12 protein-coding genes are annotated in these 20,103 nt (G+C 39.4%); 9 read left to right on the top strand and 3 right to left on the bottom strand.

The window, feature by feature from the left end; genetic code table 11:
* The first annotated feature begins 121 nt into the window (after positions 1–121).
* The 3 genes from MOQ65_RS05640 to MOQ65_RS05650 all read left to right on the top strand — a co-directional run bounded on the left by MOQ65_RS05640 (position 122) and on the right by MOQ65_RS05650 (position 7,415).
* Positions 122–1,555 carry an aldehyde dehydrogenase family protein gene (locus MOQ65_RS05640; RefSeq protein WP_257846938.1) on the top strand — a complete coding sequence of 478 codons (1,434 nt, stop codon included), beginning with the start codon at positions 122–124 and terminating at the stop codon, positions 1,553–1,555.
* Between the two features lie 11 nt (positions 1,556–1,566).
* Positions 1,567–2,685: a 1-propanol dehydrogenase PduQ gene (locus MOQ65_RS05645; protein WP_257846939.1), complete on the top strand. Its 1,119-nt coding sequence runs from the start codon at positions 1,567–1,569 to the stop codon at positions 2,683–2,685.
* A gap of 476 nt (positions 2,686–3,161) precedes the next feature.
* Positions 3,162–7,415: a 2-hydroxyacyl-CoA dehydratase gene (locus MOQ65_RS05650; protein WP_257846940.1), complete on the top strand. Its 4,254-nt coding sequence runs from the start codon at positions 3,162–3,164 to the stop codon at positions 7,413–7,415.
* 1,377 nt (positions 7,416–8,792) lie between these two features.
* Here the strand turns inward: MOQ65_RS05650 and MOQ65_RS05655 are convergent.
* On the bottom strand, positions 8,793–9,980 hold the full coding sequence (locus MOQ65_RS05655) for a multidrug effflux MFS transporter (protein ID WP_257846941.1): 1,188 nt from the start codon (positions 9,978–9,980) through the stop codon (positions 8,793–8,795).
* A 219-nt stretch (positions 9,981–10,199) separates the two neighbouring features.
* Here MOQ65_RS05655 and MOQ65_RS05660 point away from each other — a divergent pair, with 219 nt between their 5' ends.
* Complete coding sequence (locus tag MOQ65_RS05660; RefSeq protein ID WP_257846942.1) at positions 10,200–10,484, top strand: PepSY domain-containing protein; 285 nt, start codon at positions 10,200–10,202, stop codon at positions 10,482–10,484.
* Positions 10,485–10,620: 136 nt separating this feature from the next.
* On the opposite strand, the gene MOQ65_RS05665 is transcribed toward MOQ65_RS05660, so the two are convergent.
* Positions 10,621–12,258 (bottom strand): L-lactate permease, encoded by a 1,638-nt coding sequence (locus MOQ65_RS05665; protein ID WP_257846943.1) that lies wholly within the window; start codon positions 12,256–12,258, stop codon positions 10,621–10,623.
* Between the two features lie 296 nt (positions 12,259–12,554).
* A complete protein-coding gene (locus MOQ65_RS05670) occupies positions 12,555–13,694 on the bottom strand; it encodes an Ldh family oxidoreductase (RefSeq protein WP_105084988.1) in 1,140 nt (379 codons plus the stop codon).
* A 580-nt stretch (positions 13,695–14,274) separates the two neighbouring features.
* Here MOQ65_RS05670 and MOQ65_RS05675 point away from each other — a divergent pair.
* The 5 genes from MOQ65_RS05675 (at position 14,275) to MOQ65_RS05695 (ending at position 20,025) form a co-directional block, all read left to right on the top strand.
* Positions 14,275–16,281, top strand: a complete 2,007-nt coding sequence (locus MOQ65_RS05675; protein WP_257846944.1) for a molybdopterin-containing oxidoreductase family protein — start codon at positions 14,275–14,277, stop codon at positions 16,279–16,281.
* A 129-nt stretch (positions 16,282–16,410) separates the two neighbouring features.
* Positions 16,411–17,742: a branched-chain amino acid transport system II carrier protein gene (gene brnQ / locus MOQ65_RS05680; protein ID WP_156719226.1), complete on the top strand. Its 1,332-nt coding sequence runs from the start codon at positions 16,411–16,413 to the stop codon at positions 17,740–17,742.
* Positions 17,743–17,885: 143 nt separating this feature from the next.
* Positions 17,886–18,959 (top strand): iron-containing alcohol dehydrogenase family protein, encoded by a 1,074-nt coding sequence (locus MOQ65_RS05685; protein ID WP_213467254.1) that lies wholly within the window; start codon positions 17,886–17,888, stop codon positions 18,957–18,959.
* A gap of 44 nt (positions 18,960–19,003) precedes the next feature.
* Positions 19,004–19,240: a DUF1653 domain-containing protein gene (locus MOQ65_RS05690; RefSeq protein WP_005385326.1), complete on the top strand. Its 237-nt coding sequence runs from the start codon at positions 19,004–19,006 to the stop codon at positions 19,238–19,240.
* An 8-nt stretch (positions 19,241–19,248) separates the two neighbouring features.
* The gene (locus MOQ65_RS05695) at positions 19,249–20,025 is read left to right on the top strand and encodes an HAD family hydrolase (RefSeq protein WP_005385327.1); all 777 of its coding nucleotides are present in this window, start codon (positions 19,249–19,251) and stop codon (positions 20,023–20,025) included.
* The last annotated feature ends 78 nt before the right edge of the window (positions 20,026–20,103 follow it).

Consider the following 20,103-nt stretch of genomic DNA (forward strand, 5'->3'; position numbering starts at 1 on the left):
GGAAATAGCTGGTGCCAGAGTTAAACCTAGTTATTGTGTCACATCATGAATGTATCCTTGATTGTGGACACCGTTAGTTGACATGGTCATTGCATCAGCAATGCAACCTATATGGAGGTTCATGATGGAAAACAATATACAGTTGAAAGAAATGATCCGCTCCATGGTTATAGATATATTACAGGGGCAAAAGCAAGAAATGGCCTCATCACAACCTATTAAACAAGCGCCTAGAGGTCAAGTTGAGCCAGGTGTGTTTGATACGGTTGATGAAGCAATTCAAGCTGCAAAAGCAGCGCAAGCGCGCTTTGAAGATTGCACCTTGGCAACCCGTGAAAAGGTAATAGCAGACATCCGTGCTGCCATGCGTCCACGAGTGCAAGAGTTGGCTCAGAAAACCGTTGACGAAACGGGGATGGGTCGCGTTGCGGATAAAGTACTAAAATTAAATCTAACACTCGATAAAACACCGGGCGTAGAAGATCTCGTTACAGAGTGTGAAACAGGCGATAATGGTATGACACTATACGAATTGTCTGCTTATGGTGTCATCGGTGCTATTACGCCAAGTACGAATCCAGCGGAAACATTAATATGTAATACAATAGGTATGCTAGCCGCAGGGAATGCTGTATTCTTTAGCGTTCATCCTGGTGCTAAGCATCTTAGTCGGTTGCTAGTTAGTGAACTTAATCAAATCATCGCCAAATCGATTGGCATTGAAAATCTTATTGTTACACTTCGGGAGCCATCTATTGAGTCTGCTCAAGAGATGATGCTACATCCAGATGTGAGCCTATTGGTTGTTACTGGAGGTCCTGGCGTAGTAAAACAAGCGCTTCAAAGTGGTAAAAAGGTTATCGGTGCTGGTGCAGGCAATCCACCGGCCTTTGTAGATGAAACGGCAGATATTAAAAAGGCTGCTCAAGATATTGTTCTCGGCGCTAGTCTAGATAATAATATTCTATGTATCGCTGAAAAGAGTGTTGTAGCCATGCGCCAAATTGAGCCACAGCTAGTTCAAGAAATGGTAAAAGCAGGATGTGTTCTCATTGAAAATCAACAAGATATTCAACGCTTAGTGGATTTAACTGTATTACCGAATGGGACACCAAACAAAAAGTTCGTCGGTAAGAATGCAAGCGTCATTCTTGATTCAGCACATATTCCGTACAACGGTGATCCACGATTGATTATCATGCGTACACCAAAAGACCATCCATTTGCAGTAATTGAGATGTTAATGCCTATTTTACCTGTTGTTACAGTAGATAGCTTTGACGAAGGTCTTGATGTATGCTTGATGTTAGAAGCAGGCTTACATCATACGGCCACAATGCATTCCTTGAATATGGAACGCCTCAACCGGATGGCTCGTAAAATGAAAACTTCCATTTTTGTTAAGAATGGTCCGTCCTATGCAGGACTTGGATTTAGTGGTGAGGGTACGACAACCTTTACAATTGCTACACCTACTGGAGAATCTACTACATCGGCTCGTTGCTTTGCACGACGTCGTAGATGTTGTTTAACAACAGGATTTAATATTCGATAGGTGGTGAGCATATGAATAAATGGACTTTTCCAACCCAGATTTATGCAGGGCCAGATTCGTTGAATCGTCTTACAGAATTTAATAATGAATCCATCCTTATCATATGTGATCCATTTTTAAAAGATTCTCCAAGCCTTACATATGTAATGGGATTAATGGACAGTAAAAATAAGGTAACCATCTACACTGATGTAGTGCCTGATCCACCCATAACGCATGTAGTAAAGGGTATTGAGTTTATGGAAGGCATTAAACCAACTGTAATCATTGCCATAGGTGGGGGCTCTTGTATCGATATGAGTAAGGGCATTGCTTACTTTGGTCGTAAGTTAAAGCATATGGATATCAAATCCTTTATTGCTGTTCCTACTACTAGTGGAACTGGATCAGAAGTGACCTCTTTTGCTGTTCTTACAGATAGCGAAACACAAATTAAATATCCTCTTGTGGATGATGCAGTATTACCAGATGAAGCATTATTAACGCCATTATTTGTAAAAACATCTCCACCAAGTGTTACTGCATTCAGTGGTATGGATGTGCTAGTTCACGCATTGGAAGCTTATGTAGCAACGGCTGCAAATAATTTTACTGATGCGTTGGCACAACAGGCGATTGAGCTAGTCTTTACTTATTTACCAAGATGTCATAAGCCAACAGCTACAGAGCAAGATAGAATGTCTATGCATGAGGCTTCATGTTTAGCAGGTCTATCCTTTAACAAGGCCGGATTAGGTATAGTTCATGCCATGGCTCATCAGTTGGGAGGACAATTTCATGTGCCTCATGGCCTAGCTAACAGTATGCTTTTGCTTTATGTAATTGGATTTAATTGCTCTCGTAACCAAGAGGTGGCCAAGAAATATGCCCATCTATCTGCTAAGTTGGGCTTTGCATCGCATAAAGCATCCGATGGAGATAAAATAGGTGCATTACTAGAGGCGATTGTAAAACTACAACGAACTTTAGAATGTCCAATGACACTGACTGAATTTGGTGTAGATAAGGCTACATCTGAACCAAAACTTAACCTCATGGCAGATAGAGCACTAGAGGATATGTGTTATAGATTTAATCCATACCCAGCTAACCATGATGATCTTATCGGATTATATAAAAAGGTTTTGTAACCTATATAGAGTGAATAATAAAACTCAAAAGTATATAATGAACAATACAAATACAAGAGGCTTCAATGATTTCATGGAAGCCTCTTTTTGTATTCCCTTATTCTTGTTAACTGAAATAGAAATAGAAATAATATTTACCTATTTATTGCTTAAGTTATGTGCTGTTAGGTACACTTTTTTTCATCTTAGAATGATATAATAAATTTTACATCCTATCTCGATGTAGAGGTATTATTCAAGTTTAGTCATATTCCATATAACTCATTGGAATATAGAAAAACATAGATTTTATCTACATTTGTTGTATAATATGTATAGGATATTTAAAAAATTAGATGTTTTTGTGAAAGCCTATCCTTATCTAAGTTTAATTAGATGTTTGGTGCATTTTATTTTAGATTCAAGCTCAATGTACTACTTTCACAATATGAGTATGATCTTGTGTGGTCATACGTTTTTTGAAAAGAGAGGTATTTATGCAACACATGCTACGCATGGGTATTGACGTGGGCTCTACAACTGTTAAAGTTGTACTATTAGACGAACACGATAATTATTTGTATAAAAAGTACATACGCCATTATGCAAACATTTTGGACACCGTATATACCTTGCTCCAAGAGGCTCAAGTGGGCCATGAAAATGATCAAGTTCATGTATGTATTACCGGTTCTGGTGGTATGGCGATGGCTGAAAAGGTACGCATTCCATTCGTGCAAGAGGTTATTGCTGAAACACGTGCTGTAAAAGCGTTGTATCCAGAAACCGATGTTATCATCGAACTTGGTGGTGAAGATGCGAAGGTAACCTATTTAGGTCAAACGGCAGAACACCGTATGAATGGTTCTTGTGCAGGTGGTACAGGTGCTTTCATCGACCAAATGGCGACTTTATTGCAAACTGATGCATCTGGTCTTAACCAATTGGCCATGAATGCTGATACGATTTATCCAATTGCTGCACGCTGTGGCGTATTTGCTAAAACAGACGTACAAGCTTTGTTAAACCAAGGCGCATCTCATGAAAATATTGCAAAATCCGTATTCCAAGCTATTGTAAACCAAACAATTGCGGGCCTTGCATGCGGTCATAAAATTGAAGGTAATGTAGCATTCCTTGGTGGTCCGTTGACATTCTTGTCCGAACTTCGTCAATGTTTCTGCGATACCTTAGCACTAGATGAAGCACATCGCATTATCCCTGAAAACGGTGAATTATTCATCGCCTTAGGGGCGGCTTTGATGAAAGAAGACTGTCGTGAGATTACGGTTGGTCAATTAACAAAGGAAATTGGTGCCCTCATCGGTATTCCTATGGAGGCTACAGATCGTGTAGAACCTCTATTTAAAAATGAACAAGAATTAGAAGAATTCCGCGCTCGTCACGCTAAGGCAGTAACGCCAAAAGCGAATATTGAAGATGCGCAAGGTCCTTGTTACCTTGGTATTGATGCTGGTTCTACCACTCTTAAGGTAGTTCTCATCAATAGTAATAAGGAAATCATATTCTCTCACTATGGTCCTAACCATGGTAAACCATTAGAAAAATCTCGTGAAATGATCGAGAAGATTTATGAACTGTTACCAAAAGGCGCGTATATTGCGCATTCTGGTGTAACTGGTTACGGTGAAGCATTCCTTAAACGCGCCCTTGGCATCGATATTGGTGAAGTAGAAACAATGGCTCACTATCGTGCAGCTCGTTACTTCTGCCCTGATGTATCCTTTATCTTGGACATTGGCGGTCAAGATATGAAATGCTGTAAGGTTCGCGATGGCTATATCGAAGATATCGTATTGAACGAAGCGTGCTCCTCTGGCTGCGGCTCCTTCATCGATACATTCGCATCCGGTCTACGCATTCCAATCGATCAATTCGCGAAGGAAGGTTTATTGGCATCCTTGCCAATCGACTTGGGTTCTCGTTGTACTGTATTTATGAACTCTAAGGTTAAGCAGGCTCAAAAAGAAGGTGCTACGGTACAAGATATCGCGGCAGGTCTTGCTTATTCTGTTATTAAAAATGCCCTTTATAAGGTTCTTAAGGTAAAAGACCCTAAAGAATTGGGTGATCATATCGTTGTACAAGGTGGTACATTCTACAATGAATCCGTATTGCGTGCCTTCGAGAAATTGATGGGCGTAGAAGTAATTCGTCCTGACGTATCTGGATTGATGGGTGCTTATGGTATGGCCCTTCTTGCAGCTGAAACGGCAGAAGAGTTACAAAAGGAAAAAAGTACTTTGCTTGATAGTGAAGGTCTTAACTCCTTACAAGTATCTACGACAATGCGTAACTGCGGACTTTGCTCCAATAACTGTATGCTTACCATCAATGCTTTCTCTGATGGTCGTACTTACGTAACGGGTAACCGTTGTGACCGCGGTGCGGGCGGTATGATTCAAGAGGAACGCAAAGCAGTTCCTAACTTAGTAGACGTTAAATTGCGTCGTTACTTCGACTATTATTTGAAGAAAAATATTCCAGAGTTCGAAGGTAAAATGCGCGTAGGTATTCCTCGTGTCCTCAATATGTATGAGGATTTCCCATTCTGGTTTACATTCTTTAATACACTTGGCTACGAAGTAATCCTTTCCGATTACACTACAAAGGACCAATACAACAAGGCTATCGATACGATTCCATCCGATACAGCTTGCTACCCAGCAAAAGCGGTACATGGTCATATTCGTGATCTTGCGAATGCACAAGTAGACTTTGTTTGGTACCCTTGTATTCAACATGGCCCTAAGGAATTTAGCCGCGACAATAACTACCATTGTCCAATGGTTATTTCCTATCCAGAACTTATTAAAAATAACATGCAGGAGGTTCTAGGGGATACTCCATTCCACGCACCATTCTTGCCATTGGCTGATAAGAAATCTCTTGTTCCTGCTCTTGTGAAAGCATTGGACTTCTTGAACCTCAAGAAGAAAGATATTGCTAATGCTGTAGAAAAAGCTTGGGAAGAACAAGAAAACTGTAAGGCTTCTTACCGTGAAACAACGAAGAAAACCGTATCTCGCCTCGTAGCAGAACAAATTCCTACTATCGTATTGGCTGGCCGTCCATATCATTTGGACTCTGGTATTAATCACGGTATCCCAGAGCTTATTACATCCCTTGGTATGGCTGTTCTTACAGAAGATGGCGTTGCGCCACTGGGGAATGAAATCAAGCATCTACGTGTTGTAGACCAATGGTCTTACCATAGCCGTTTATACCGCGCTGCTGAATTCGTAAGTAGAACAGAAGGCTTCCAAATTGTTGAGCTTAACTCCTTTGGTTGCGGTCTCGATTCTATCGTAGCGGATCAAGTAAAAGATATACTTTCAGCAAACCATAAGATTCATACCTTACTCAAAATTGACGAAGGTACAAACCTTGGGGCTGTAACGATTCGTTTGCGTTCCTTGCAATCTGTAATGGAACGTAGCTTGCGTCGTCATCACAACCCAGAGGCACCAGAAGTGGTGGAAGAACAATTGCCAACCTACGATTATAATCGCGTGGTGTTCACAGAGGAAATGCGTAAGACCTATAAAATCTTGGTGCCACAAATGTCACCATTGCATTTTAGCCTCTTAGATCCAGTCCTCAAAAACGAAGGCTATAACTTTGAAATGTTGCCAGCACCAACGCGTGACGACATTGAAGTGGGCTTGAAATATATCAATAATGATGCATGTTACCCAGCGATTATCGTTGTTGGTCAGCTCATGTCTGCACTATTATCTGGTAAATACGATATCGATAAAACAGCTGTTATCATCTCTCAAACAGGTGGTGGTTGCCGTGCTACAAACTATATTGGCTATTTGCGTAAAGCATTGATTGACGCTGGTATGAAACAAGTGCCAATCCTATCTCTTAATGCAAGCGATATGGAACGTCAACCAGGCTTCAAATTGACAAAAGGTTTCTTGCATCGCATGATTCAAGCCGTTGTTTACGGTGATGCTCTTATGCAATGCGTATTGGCTACACGTCCTTACGAAACTAATCCGGGCTCTACAGATGCATTATGTGATTACTGGATTAAAAAATTACGTGAAAACATTACATCTGCCAGCCTTCGTCAGTATAATAAGTACATCAAAGAAATCATTCATGACTTTGATAACTTACCGGTCAATAAAGATGTACAAAAACCTCGCGTTGGCGTCGTAGGGGAAATTTATGTTAAATTCCATCCAAGCGCTAACAACCATATCAATGAACTCATTGAAAAAGAAGGTGGCGAAGTTGTTACATCTGGCCTATTAGACTTCTTCTTGTACTGCGCAATGGATAGCACATACCGTGCTAAACACCTTGATGGTACATGGCTATCTGGCTTCTTCGGAACATTGGCTCGTGAAGCCCTTGAACTCTACCGATTGCCATACGCTAAAGCCGTAGCGGCGTCCAAACACTTCGACCCTCTACAACGTATGACAGAAGTAGCAAAAGAAGCTGCTCAATTCATCGGACTTGGTAACCAATGTGGTGAAGGCTGGTTCCTCACAGGCGATATGATCGACCTCATCGAAAAAGGGGCAAAACAAATCGTATGCTTGCAACCATTCGGCTGCTTACCAAACCACGTAACAGGTAAAGGCATGGTAAAAACACTATCCGCTGCCTACCCAGACGTGCGCATTGCCGCTATCGACTACGATCCAGGCTCCAGTGCAGTAAACCAAGCAAATCGACTAAAACTATTACTATCGACAATGTTTGAATAAAAGCGTGCTCCGTTATATTTTCAATGGGGCCTTGTTACAACTGCATATTACTAGTATAGAAAAAACAAAGTCCTCTCTTGGCTCAGTACGTCGCTACGCTCCGTAAAATCGCTGCAGAGAGGACTTTGTTCTTTTCTATATACGTTAATTATGGAGATGTCCCATTGAAAATATAACTAGTGCAGATGGGGGAAGGGAAAAGTGCTATTACTTAATCCGTCATAAGGAGGCTTACGTTTTATAATGGGGCCCGAATACAATTGCATATTACTAGTATAGAAAAAATACAGCCCTCTCTTGGCTCAGTACGTCACTACGTTCCGTAAAATCGCTGCAGAGAGGGCTGTATTCTTTTCTATGTACGCTAATTATGAAGATGTCCCATTATAAAATGTAAATGATCGAACCTACTATATACCAAATAGCTCCATCGAGTTATTTATCTCATTATTTACAAAAAAATTCGCAATACATCTAACGGAAAAGAGGAGAGAGGGTTGTGTTCTTTTCTATATACACCTGTTATGAAGCTGTCCCATTGAAAATATAACTAGTGCAGTGGGAGGAGGAGACGGGAGGGGAGTTAGTGAATAAGTAATAAGTGATAAGGTGCTTTCATTTTATAATGGGGCCCGGATACAACTGCATATCATTAGTATAGAAAAAATACAGCCCTCTCTTGGCTCAGTACGTCACTACGTTCCGTAAAATCGCTGCAGAGAGGGCTGTATTCTTTTCTATGTACGCTAATTATGAAGATGTCCCATTGAAAATACGACTATTGCAGTAGGGAGGAGATGTGGCTGTGCCACATCTCTTTCTCTACAATCAGTTGAGCCTGCGCTTTCCGTTATTGTGCTTAATATTGGTGTAGATAGAAAAGAATAGTGCCAAGGTAAAATTATGTTAAATATATGTGTCTAGGTACTTACATTGATGCTCTTATGTCGTAATGGGACACCTTTACAAAAAATGTTAATAAAAATAGCACCACCTTTTTCGCAGCGATTTTACGGAACGTAGTGACGTACTGAGCAAGAAGAAGGTGGTGCTATTTTTATACTTAAATTTATTCAATTGTAACGGGGCCCCATTACGACTTAGTTTATTCCCTACAATCAGTTGGACAGGTGCTTTCCTTTATTGTGCATAGTGTATTTGTAAAAAAGAATTAGCAGATTTTAATTTAAGCTGTATAGCCCCACAATGGGACGCCTCTACAGGTAGTGTTAATATAAATAAGATACCCCTTTCCGAAGCGATTTTACGAAGCGTAGCGCCGTACTGAGCAAGGAAAGGGGTATCTTATTTATATACTAAAATTATTCTGTTGTAGTTGGACCCCATTGTAGGGCTCACACAAATGTTTAAAAGAGATTATTCTTTCTCTACCAAACCATACAAGCACAATAAGGAAAGCGCCGCACATACTAGCATTGTAATCCCCATTGGTATGCCCGTATGATCCCCACCTATACCAACTAATGGAGATACAATACCTGCTGCAAACATGCTTGCAAAGCCTAGTATGGCAGAGGCGCTGCCTGCCATTTTTCCATAGTTAGTCATAGCCATAGAGAAGGAGGCAGAACCGAATAGGGATACTGTACACACCGTAAAGAATAGGATTGTTGTTACAGGAATGAGAGACCATTCAAAAATCATGGCTACTAAGAATAGTAAAGAGCCGATTGTAAGTTCCCATAGGCTGAACGTAAGTAGTTGACGAGATGTTATAGCATTACTTACTCGTCCGCTAATGGCACTGGCCAAGATAATACCACAGCTATTGATACCAAAAAGATAACTAAATTTCTGGGCTGAAAGTTGGAAAATATTTTGGTATACAAAGGATGAACCTGAGATATAGGCAAAGAAAGCGCCGAAAGCAAAGAATTGAATTAATGTTTGTCCTAAGAATTGTTTATCTTTAATAAGTGTAATATAGTTTTTTGTTGCTGTCCCGATACCGCCTGCTATACGTTTTTCTTTTGGTAAGCTTTCACGGAAAAGAAAAGAGCCTACCAATAAAATAGCAGAGAATACTGCTAAGATAACAAAGATTATACGCCATGTAGTAAATAAGAGCAGTTGACCGCCTACTAAAGGTGCAAGGACTGGTGCGAGTCCGTTAACCATCATGAGCATAGCAAAAAGTTTAGTCAGTTCTTGACCAGATGCAAAGTCTCGAGCAATGGCTTTGGCAATTACAACGCCTACAGATCCGGTTAAACCTTGTAGAAATCTTCCTAGTAAAAGTATTTCGATACTCGGTGCATAGGCACATATAAGGCCAGAAATAACACATAGTAAATTACCTATAATAAGTGGTACCTTACGCCCCATTGTATCACTTATAGGACCGCCAAATAATTGGCCTAATGCAACGCCAAAGGTCATAATACCAATGGTCATTTGAATATTTGATGCTATTGTATTTAATTCGCCAGGCATAATCGGTAATGCCGGTAAATACAGATCTGTTGCGAGCGGTGTAATAGCTGTTAACATGCCAAGGAATACTACCAAGATAAAGGAAACCTTAGCAGAATTTTCTTGAGTCATACAATCCTCCTATCTTAAAATGGGAAAAATAAAAGCCTGCGAATCGCACTTCGCAGACTGCATTTAATTTTTTCTATTTGATACGATGTATTTTATCATGATTGAGAAAAAATATCTATATGAAATATTGAGTTTGCTTTATCTCTATTTATAGATTACAATTAGTATATTAATTATATCTAAAAACATCAATATACTTGTTGTCGATGGGAGAATTATATGAAATATTTAATAAAAGGTTTTGTGTTAGCTGCAATAGTAGTAATCGGGACAGCTACGGTTTCATCTGTAGAAGCAATTAGTTCTGATGAGGCTGTTCAAAGCGCCTTAGCACGTGTACCGGGTGCAACAGTTACAAATGTAACTGAATTCAATCGTGATTATGAAAATGGCCGTTTAGAGTATGAAGGTGAAATTCATTATAACGGTTATGAATATGATTTTGAAATTGATGCAGATACTGGGACCATTACTAAATGGGAAGTAGAACAAGAGGTTTATTAATAGATTGTTACAATTATATGTAGCAAATTAGTGAACTCTAAACGTATTATCATTAGTCAGTATTATTTGTATATTTTATATGTGGCAATAAAAAAGAACAGCTCATCAAGAGCTGTTCTTTTTATGTTACCAAATCTTAGAAGAAGAAGTGGTGAATTTCATGGATGAAATGTTGACCGAAGAAGGAGATACAACCATGCATAACGATGAAGATCAAGAAGTATTTGAATGCGCTGTTCATGATAACGCTTGCTTCGATTTCATGTTCTAAGTTGTGAGCTTCTTCAGAGTTAATTTCTTTGTGGTTTTCTAGGTATGCTTTCAAAGCAGGACCTACGGCACCAATAGAAATCGCGATGGATTGTGGGGACAACATTTTACCGATACCAGCTGCACCGGAGTTAACAGCTGCCAACCAGAAGCCAAGGTCTTCGAAGTTTGTAGGATCTAAACCTTGAGCTGCAGCGATTTGAAGTGGGCCAAACAATACGTTGGAGTTTGTACCGGAACCAGTTAAGAAGGCACCCAACGCACCTACGATAGGAGCGAATAGAGGATACAAGGAACCTGTACCAGCAACCATTGCTTTCGCAATATCTGCAGTCATACCAGAGTAAGTCATCAATTTAGCTGTCATAACAACTGTGATGATTGTAAGGTATGTGAATTTCAAGTTTTTAACTGTGGAACCCAATGTACCGAAGATTTCGCCAGCTTTTGCTTTTTGGATGAAACCACCAACAATACCAGCGATGAAGATCATGATACCAGGAGTTGCAATCCATACGAATGTGTAAGGTTTTGCACCAGCGCCTTGGTAAATAGGTACAGATGTTTTAATGGATGCAAGAGGACCATTAATTGCAGGGAATAATTTGGAAGTTAATAACAATAATACGAAGATCAAGATGAATGGCATTGCGGCAATAAGGCCTTCGCTACCAGAAACTTTAGGAACTTCGCCAGTTTGTTTAACTGCATATTCAGGATCATTAGGAGGCATAATTTTTGCACAACCAATGATAACTGCCATAATTACGATGGATGCAGAAATTACGGATAATTCTGGACCCATTACAGCGTTGATTATAGTTTCAGGAACAGCTAATGCTAAACCGGAAAGTAATGTAACAAGGAATACGCCTTTTAACGCTTTGATACCGCCACCAATAATCATAACAACGAAGAATGGAGCGATAAGGTTAAGTAAGAATAATTGTACGGAAATGAATGTACCTAAATGGCTTGGATCAAGGTTTGTTAAGGATGCCAAAGTAGTTGTTGGAATACCGATGGAGCCAAATGTTGTTGGTACGGAGTTCGCAACGAGACATGCGATGATAGATTTTAGTGGGTCAAAACCTACTGCAACCATCATAGCAGCTGGAATTGCAACGGCAGTACCAAAGCCAGCCATACCCTCCATGAAGGCACCGAAGCCCCATGCAAGTAACAATGCAAGTACACGAGTATCAGATGTTACAGAAGAAAGCATTGTTTTAATAGTTTCCATTGCTTTCGTATGTACTACCAAGTTATAAACGAAGATAGCAGCTGTAATAACTAATAGGATTGGCCAGATTGCCAAAGCGGCACCTTCAAGGGCACCAGTGACCATAATAAATGGATCAGATTGGAATGCTGTAATAGCGATGATGAAAGAACCGATTGCAGCAACACTTGTTGCTTGCCATGCTGGTAATTTCAAGATGGATAACGCTACGATCAACCAAATGATTGGAGATAGCGCTAATAGAACGGTGATAGCACTCATTTCTAAAATCATCCTTTCAAGAAAAATAAAAATATATGCTTAACAGGACGATGTAGCTTAATCAATTTAATTGATGAGTAAATCGCTATTGTATTAAGTTGTAAAAGTTCAGTTAAAATAAAGGATTACAATAAAATAACAGATATACTTATCATAAAAAGTGATATGTCTCTTAAAAATTTTTAACCTCATTACACATGAGGTTAAGAATATAAGAGAGGGGACATAAACAGTGTTTATGTCCCCTTCTTTACTGACTACATGTCCGTGTTAGGGCCTTTGTAAGGTCTTAGGTATTAGTAGTTACCTTTGAACATTGTAGCAGGAGCTTCTGGTACATAATCGCCGAAGTAGGATTTGAAGTCTAGACCTAATTCGTTGCAAAGATCTTGAACTTCTAGCATTGTACCGTTAAGTACAGGGATGCCTTCAGCTTTAACTTTTTCAACGGATTCATGTTCTTTTTCACCATGAGTGTAAATGCGGTCTTGACCAGCAGCTTTAGGAGCTTCACGTAATTCTTGTAAGAATTGGGAGAAGTGTTTTTTGATTTCAGCTGGGTCACCGAAGAATTCAGGGTTGATAGCCATGAAGCCGTGGCAGATATTGGATTTACCGCCAACCATACATTTGTTGGAAGTACCGCCTTGGGACAAGATGGAGGAGAATAATTCAGCAATCATGCCGTTACCATAACCTTTGTGGCCGCCAAGAACTTCTGTAGCACCACCTAAAGGAAGGATACCGCCGCCTTCATGACGGGAGATGTTGCCCAATACTTCAGCTGCATCAGTGGAAGGAACGCCGTCTTTATTAACAGCCCAACCATCTGGAGTAGCTTTGCCCATTTTGTTGTACATTTCAAGTTTACCACGAGTTACTACTGTAGTGGAGCAATCGAAGAAGAAGTCAACAGGATCAGCTGGTACAGTCCAAGCGATAGGGTTAGAACCAAGCATAGCTTTACGAGCATATACAGGAACCATGATTGCTTCGGAGTTTGTACAAGAGAAACCGATTAAGCCTTGGTCGGATGCCATTTTAGCATAGTAACCAGCGATACCATAGTGGTTGGAGTTACGTACGGATACGATACCAACACCGGATTTTTTAGCTTTTTCGATAGCCATTTCCATAGCCATGTGGCCCAAGATTTGGCCCATGCCGTCATGACCGTCGATAACTGCGGAAATTGGAGTTTCTTTTACGATTTCAGGTTTTGCGTCGATTTTGATCAAGCCATTAGTGATACCTTTGTGGTAACGAACCATACGTTGCATACCATGGCTTTGAATACCGAACAAGTCGGAAGTCAAAAGTACGTCTTGGATGATGTCAGCTTCTTTTTCGGAGAAACCGAATTTTTGGAAAGCGTCCATGCTTAATTTTTTCAATGTTTCATAAGGGAATAACACAGTGTTTTTTGCGTCTGCCATCGTTAAAACCTCTTTTCAGAAAATATGTACCTGATATAGTAACGTCACTCTAAAATATCATGAAGTTTAAATGATATCTGGTGAGCTCTATATCCTCTCAAATGACAATGTCAGTATAGCACAGAAAGAAGTGAGATTGAATAGTCTTACAGTCTGAAACACATTACTAAATACGCATACGTACCGGTGATGTTTGTCACATATTCCGAGGTCGATTACTGAAACATCCGATTATACCTAAAACTATATGGTTATGACTTTTAGTTATAATTGCATGATTTTTTTATAGATTTTCAGTATTTTTATAGAGCTTATTAGTATATCTGTTTAGGCTTTGAGCAAGAATGAGAATGGATAAACATCGATAAAACTTGAAATGTTCAATAACATATATAAAAATTTTTGATATGTATAGCAACGTATTGTGATAACTGAATGTATTGATATGCATGATATGCAATGATTTTAATCTTTGTGAAGATAGAAAATGTGTTAAAGGTTACACTTATACAGACAATGCTGTAATATAATATAAATATACATCCTATAGTTTATATAATTTATAAGCGAGGTGCTTATTTTGAAAGAATACAAATCAGTATGTCCTTATGATTGCCCAGACGCATGTGGTCTAATTGTATCGGTAGAGAACAATAGAGTAGTATCTGTTCGTGGTAATAGAGATCATGCTTTTACAAGAGGTACATTGTGCCCTAAAATGGCGCATTACGAACAAGTGGTTCATTCTCCATTGCGTTTACAGTACCCAATGAAACGGATTGGTAAAAAAGGAATCGGTGAAGACCAATATATACGTATCAGTTGGGATGAGGCATTAGATACCATTGTTAATAATTTTAAAGAAACTATTAGTACTCATGGCAGTGAAAGTATTTTGCGCTACTCCTATGCAGGTACGATGGGTGTGATTCAAAGCCCAGCAGCAGATTACTTTTTCCGCCGTATTGGTGCTACAGACCAGGACCGTGGTATTTGCTCCCCTGCAAAACAGGCAGGATTCCGCTCTGTTTATGGCGATACACTAGCCATTAAACCGCAAGAGGCACAACATAGTGATTTAATTGTTCTATGGGGTATTAATGCCACTGCTACTGATGTTCATATCTTACATGATGTAAACATAGCAAAAAAGAATGGCGCTCAAGTTTGGATTATTGATACTCATAAAACCTATACTTTTAATCAAGCTCATGAACATATTTACGTAAAACCTGGTAGTGATGGCGCCTTAGCGTTAGGTATGCTTCATATTATTCATCGAGACGGTTTAGCAGATATAGATTTTATTAAGAAACATGTACAAGGTTATGATGAACTCGTAAACGATGTGTTGCTTGATTTTACACCGGAAAAAGCATCTGAACTTTGTGGCGTTTCCGTAGAACGTATGATTGAGTTTGCCCATGCCTATGCTAAAGCTAAGGCTCCATTTATACGTCTTGGCAGTGGGTTATCACGCTATGGGAATGGTGCTATGAACTGTCGTGCTATTAATGCATTACCTGCTGTAGTTGGAGCTTGGCAATATTTAGGCGGTGGCTTATTATCGAGTGCTAGTGGTAGTAAGTTTGTGGGCAAAGAAGTGATGCAACAGGCTCATGTGGATGCACCAGCAAAGCGATTGATGCCTATGATTAAACTAGGTGAAATGCTTACAAACCCATCAGGTACAGCTGTGCATAGTCTTTATGTATTCTCTAGTAATCCGGCTATAACAGCACCTGATCAAAATGTAGTGCGAAAAGGCTTGATGAGAGATGATTTATTTACGGTTGTTCACGAACGCTTCTTTACCGACACATGTAAATACGCCGATATTGTATTGCCCGCCACAACATCAGTAGAACATGACGATATATATAACTCCTATGGGCACTATACAATTGGAACGGGTTATAAATTAATCGATCCTATTGGCGAATCCCGCTCTAACTGGCAAGTGATTTCTGAATTAGCTAAACGTATGGGACTTACAGATGAATTCTTTAAGCATAGTGAACGAGATTTAATAGACCAAATTGTAAGTGCGTCGCACCGTATTTCTAAGGATGATCAAAATTTAATTCTCCAAGGTGAACCAGTAGAGATGACGTTGCCTGAAAATTATAAATTAGATTTTAAAACGCCATCTGGAAAGATTGAGTTATATAATCCACATGATGTGGAGCCACTAATTCGTTATTTACCGCCTTATGGAGATAGTGCACCATTCTGGCTTATTATCGGCAATGATATTCGCATTTTAGATTCTAGCTTCTGTGAGTTAGAATTTGATGATCCTGAATTGATGAAACTACGCATCAATCCTAAAGATGCAAAAGTATATAACATTAATGATGGCGACGAAGTGGAAATCTATAATCAACGTGGTAGTGTAAGAATTAAAAGTTACTACGATGAAGAGGTACAACGAGGTACATTGGTAACCCTTGGCGTATGGTGGCAATCACAATCTAGTGATCCTAATGTAGGTATTAATGTACTTACAGCAGACAGACCTACGGATCAAGGTTGGGGTAGTACATTCTACGATGTGCAAGTTCACATCAAAAAGGCGGATGTTTAATTTCCTTTACTTATAGGAATAACGTTATGCTAATATGTCATAACAAGAATATTTTTATTGCATACATATCCTCATTAGGATTATAATAGTAATATTATTTCTATATATAACCTGAAGGGGGTTACGTTTATGAATGGTAATGATAAATTATCTGCCCGTGCCTATTGGGCTATAGGCATGATGTTATTCGCCCTATTCTTTGGGGCAGGGAACTTGATCTTCCCAGCGGCCTTAGGTCAACATTCTGGTGATAACGTAGGTTGGGCTTTGCTCGGCTTCATATTAACAGGTGTAGGCCTTCCACTATTAGGTGTTGCAGCGATGGGGTACTCCTCCTGTAAAGATGTTGAAGAACTTGCGAGCCGTGTTCATCCGATTTATGGCTTGTTGTACACAATTTCTCTTTACTTGAGTATCGGTCCAATGTTTGCGACGCCACGTACTGGTACTGTAGCTTATGAAATTGCAATTAAACCTTTCACAGAAGGTTTAAGCATGAATATGGAACCAATTTTCTTGGCATTATTCTTTGGTGTTTCTTTGTGGTTATCCATTAGTCCACAAAAGCTTGTTAATCGTATCGGTAATATTTTGACACCAGCATTACTACTTGTAATTCTGTTGTTAATTATTAAATCCTTTATGACTCCGCTAGGCGGCTATGCAGTGCCACAACCAGCGTATGGTGATGCACCTACAGCTGTGTTGCAAGGATTCTTGGACGGCTATAATACGATGGATGCGTTGGCTTCCGTAGTATTTGCTATTCTTGTAATCGACTTTGTTCGTCTTAGCGGCGCTACATCTCGTGCGGTTATTACAAAAACAGTAATGGAAGTAGGCGCTATTGCTGTAGGTCTTCTCGGTATTGTTTATGTATTTATCGCTAACATTGGTGCTACTAGTGTTGAACGTTTTGGTTTGTTTGATACAGGTGCTCCTGTGTTGTCCGTAAGTGCTAACTACTTGTTCGGTGAATTCGGTCAAATTATCTTGGCTATCATCGTTCTTCTAGCTTGCTTGTCTACAAGTATCGGTCTTATCACTTCTTGTGGTACGTACTTCCACAAGTTGACACCGAAGATTAGCTATAAATTATATGTAGTAATCTTCTCCGTAGCAGCATTTGGTCTTAGCATGTTCGGTTTGAAAACAATCATCAGTGCAGCGATTCCAGTGTTGATGCTCTTGTATCCGTTAACGATTGTAATCATCTTGTTGGCACTTCTTCACAATGTGTTCGGTGGTCGTCGTTGCGTATACGCATGGACAATGGCTTTCACAATGATCTCTGCTCTTATGACTGGTCTTGAAACGGCAGGTATTGCACCTGCTGCATTGGAACAGCTCTTTACTCAATACATTCCATTCCAGGCTGCTGGGATGGGCTGGGTGAGCTTTGCGGTATTAGGCTTCGTTGTAGGTCTTATCCATAAAGGTCTTGTGTCCGAAAATAAATAATATCATTAATGGTTCTATACTTTCGTTTTGGGTGAAAGTATAGAACCTTTTTAGTGTCTTAAGGGTTGTCATATAAAATTGATTTTGTGAGTAGAAGTTTCTATAATAAGAATATAGATAATGAAAGAAGGAAGGAAGATTTTATGCGTAGTACTCATTGTTTACCTAGTTATAGTTTTGGCGGTCATGAGGTGTTTGACGCTATTCCCAAATTTACAAAATTATATGGTAAGTCTGTAGCTATCATCGGTGGTGAGACAGCTCTTTCTAAAGCTTTGCCACACATTCGTCCAGTGCTTGATAAAGCGGGGATTAAAGTGCTAGATATTATTCACTTTGGTGGAGAGTGTACTTTCGCTCGAGGTAAGGAAATTGCACAAATGGCTTCTGTAAAAGATGCGGACTTTATGTTTGCTGTTGGTGGTGGTAAGGCCATGGATACGGTAAAAGTAGTAGCTCTAGAGTTAGATGATAAACCATTCTTTACAATTCCGACCATTGCCTCTACTTGTGCTGCAACGTCAGAAGTAGCAGCTGTATACACTGCAGAGCATACTTTTGATGACGTAGCCTTTGTAAATCATCCTCCTGTGCACTGCTTTATTGATGCTGATATTCTCGTAGAAGCACCAAGCCGTTACTTGTGGGCGGGAATGGGAGATACTATTGCAAAACACTATGAAACTCATCTTTCTGCTCGCAATCGTGAGCAAGATTATAATACTCAGTTAGGCCTTACTCTAGCTTCTATGTGTAGTGAACCAATTTTAGTACATGGTATACAAGCCTATAAAGACAGTCAAGCTAAAAAACGTAGTGATGCATTTGATACTATTGCTATGACTGTTATCTTTACTACCGGTATTGTATCGGGTTGTGTTCCTATGGCATATAATAGTAATATGGCTCATGCTGTATGTTATGGCTGTGTTACTAATAAAGAAACAGAAGAAAACCATTTGCATGGTGAAATGGTAGCATATGGCTTACTTATTTTGTTAACCGTTGACCAACAAATGGATGAATTACAACGGTGGTTGCCAATATACCGGGAATTAGGTTGGCCTACTAAACTTTCACAGTTAGGTCTTACTGCATCGCATATTCCTCAAATTGTTGAAAAGGCTACATCTGTTCATGATATTGATGTATCTCCGTACAAAATTACAGCAGATATGTTGACTAAGGCTATTCAATACATGGAATCTCTTGATTAATATAATTTGTAACCGTTTGTGTATGTTATGTGATGAGGTTATAAATGCGAAAAATTGTAAAGGGTGGCTTATATCGTCATTTTAAAGGCATGTACTATTATGTGTTAGATGTTGCAACTCATTCGGAAACGAGTGAACAGTTCGTAGTGTATCAAAAATTATATGATCAACGTGACTTATATGTACGACCACTAGATATGTTTTTGAGTGATGTGGATCAAGAAAAATATCCTGATGTAGAGCAGAAAGAGCGATTTAAGTTAATGAGCGGACGTGATTAGGAGGGCCTGTGGAACAGAAATTTTTCTTTTTCGATATAGACAATACCTTAGCTGTGTGGCCGGAAGGTAAAATTCCTGACAGTGCTCAATATAGCTTAGATGAATTAAAGCGCCGTGGTCATAGGGTGGCACTAGCGACAGGCCGTATCCAAGTAGATGCAAAGCGTTTTGCTGAGCAAGCAGGTCTTACAGATTTTGTAGCAGATGGCGGACATAGTGTTACTGTTAATAATGAACTAGTGTCCATGATTGGCATGGATCGTGATGCATGCATTAACTATTTGGAATATTTAGAGTCCCATAATATTCCTTGGGCTGTAACAGATCGGAATAAATTAGGCCGAATTACGCCGTATAAGGAGATATTAGATTGGCATCCGAATTGGGATGTTTTTAAAACGACAGTAGATCCTAATTTTGACTTTCATAATGTAGAAGAGTTTTATAAGATTTATGTGTTCTTTAAAGAAGGGGAAGAAGAGGAAAAAGAAATTGAGCATATGACGCATAAGCTCATTCGTTATGGCGATGGCTGTGTTTTATATGAACCAATGGAAAAAGCTTTGGGTATTCGCAATATGCTTGATCATTTTGGTATGAAACCTAATCAAGCCGTAGTGTTTGGTGACGGATATAATGATTTGTCTATGTTTAGACCAGAATGGCTTAATATTGCCATGGGGAATGCACGTGCTGAATTAAAAGAAAAAGCCGATTATATCACTACCGACTGTGATAAGGATGGTATTTATAATGCGTGTAAGCATTTCAAGTGGATTGATTAGTTTGAGTTAATTCCTGTAAGTTATGTGAATTATAATGTTTGGTAACCGTAGCTACAGATTTGTGGTAGATTAATTAGT

This window comes from Veillonella faecalis, from assembly GCF_024677885.1.
In the GTDB taxonomy this organism is placed as follows: domain Bacteria; phylum Bacillota; class Negativicutes; order Veillonellales; family Veillonellaceae; genus Veillonella; species Veillonella nakazawae.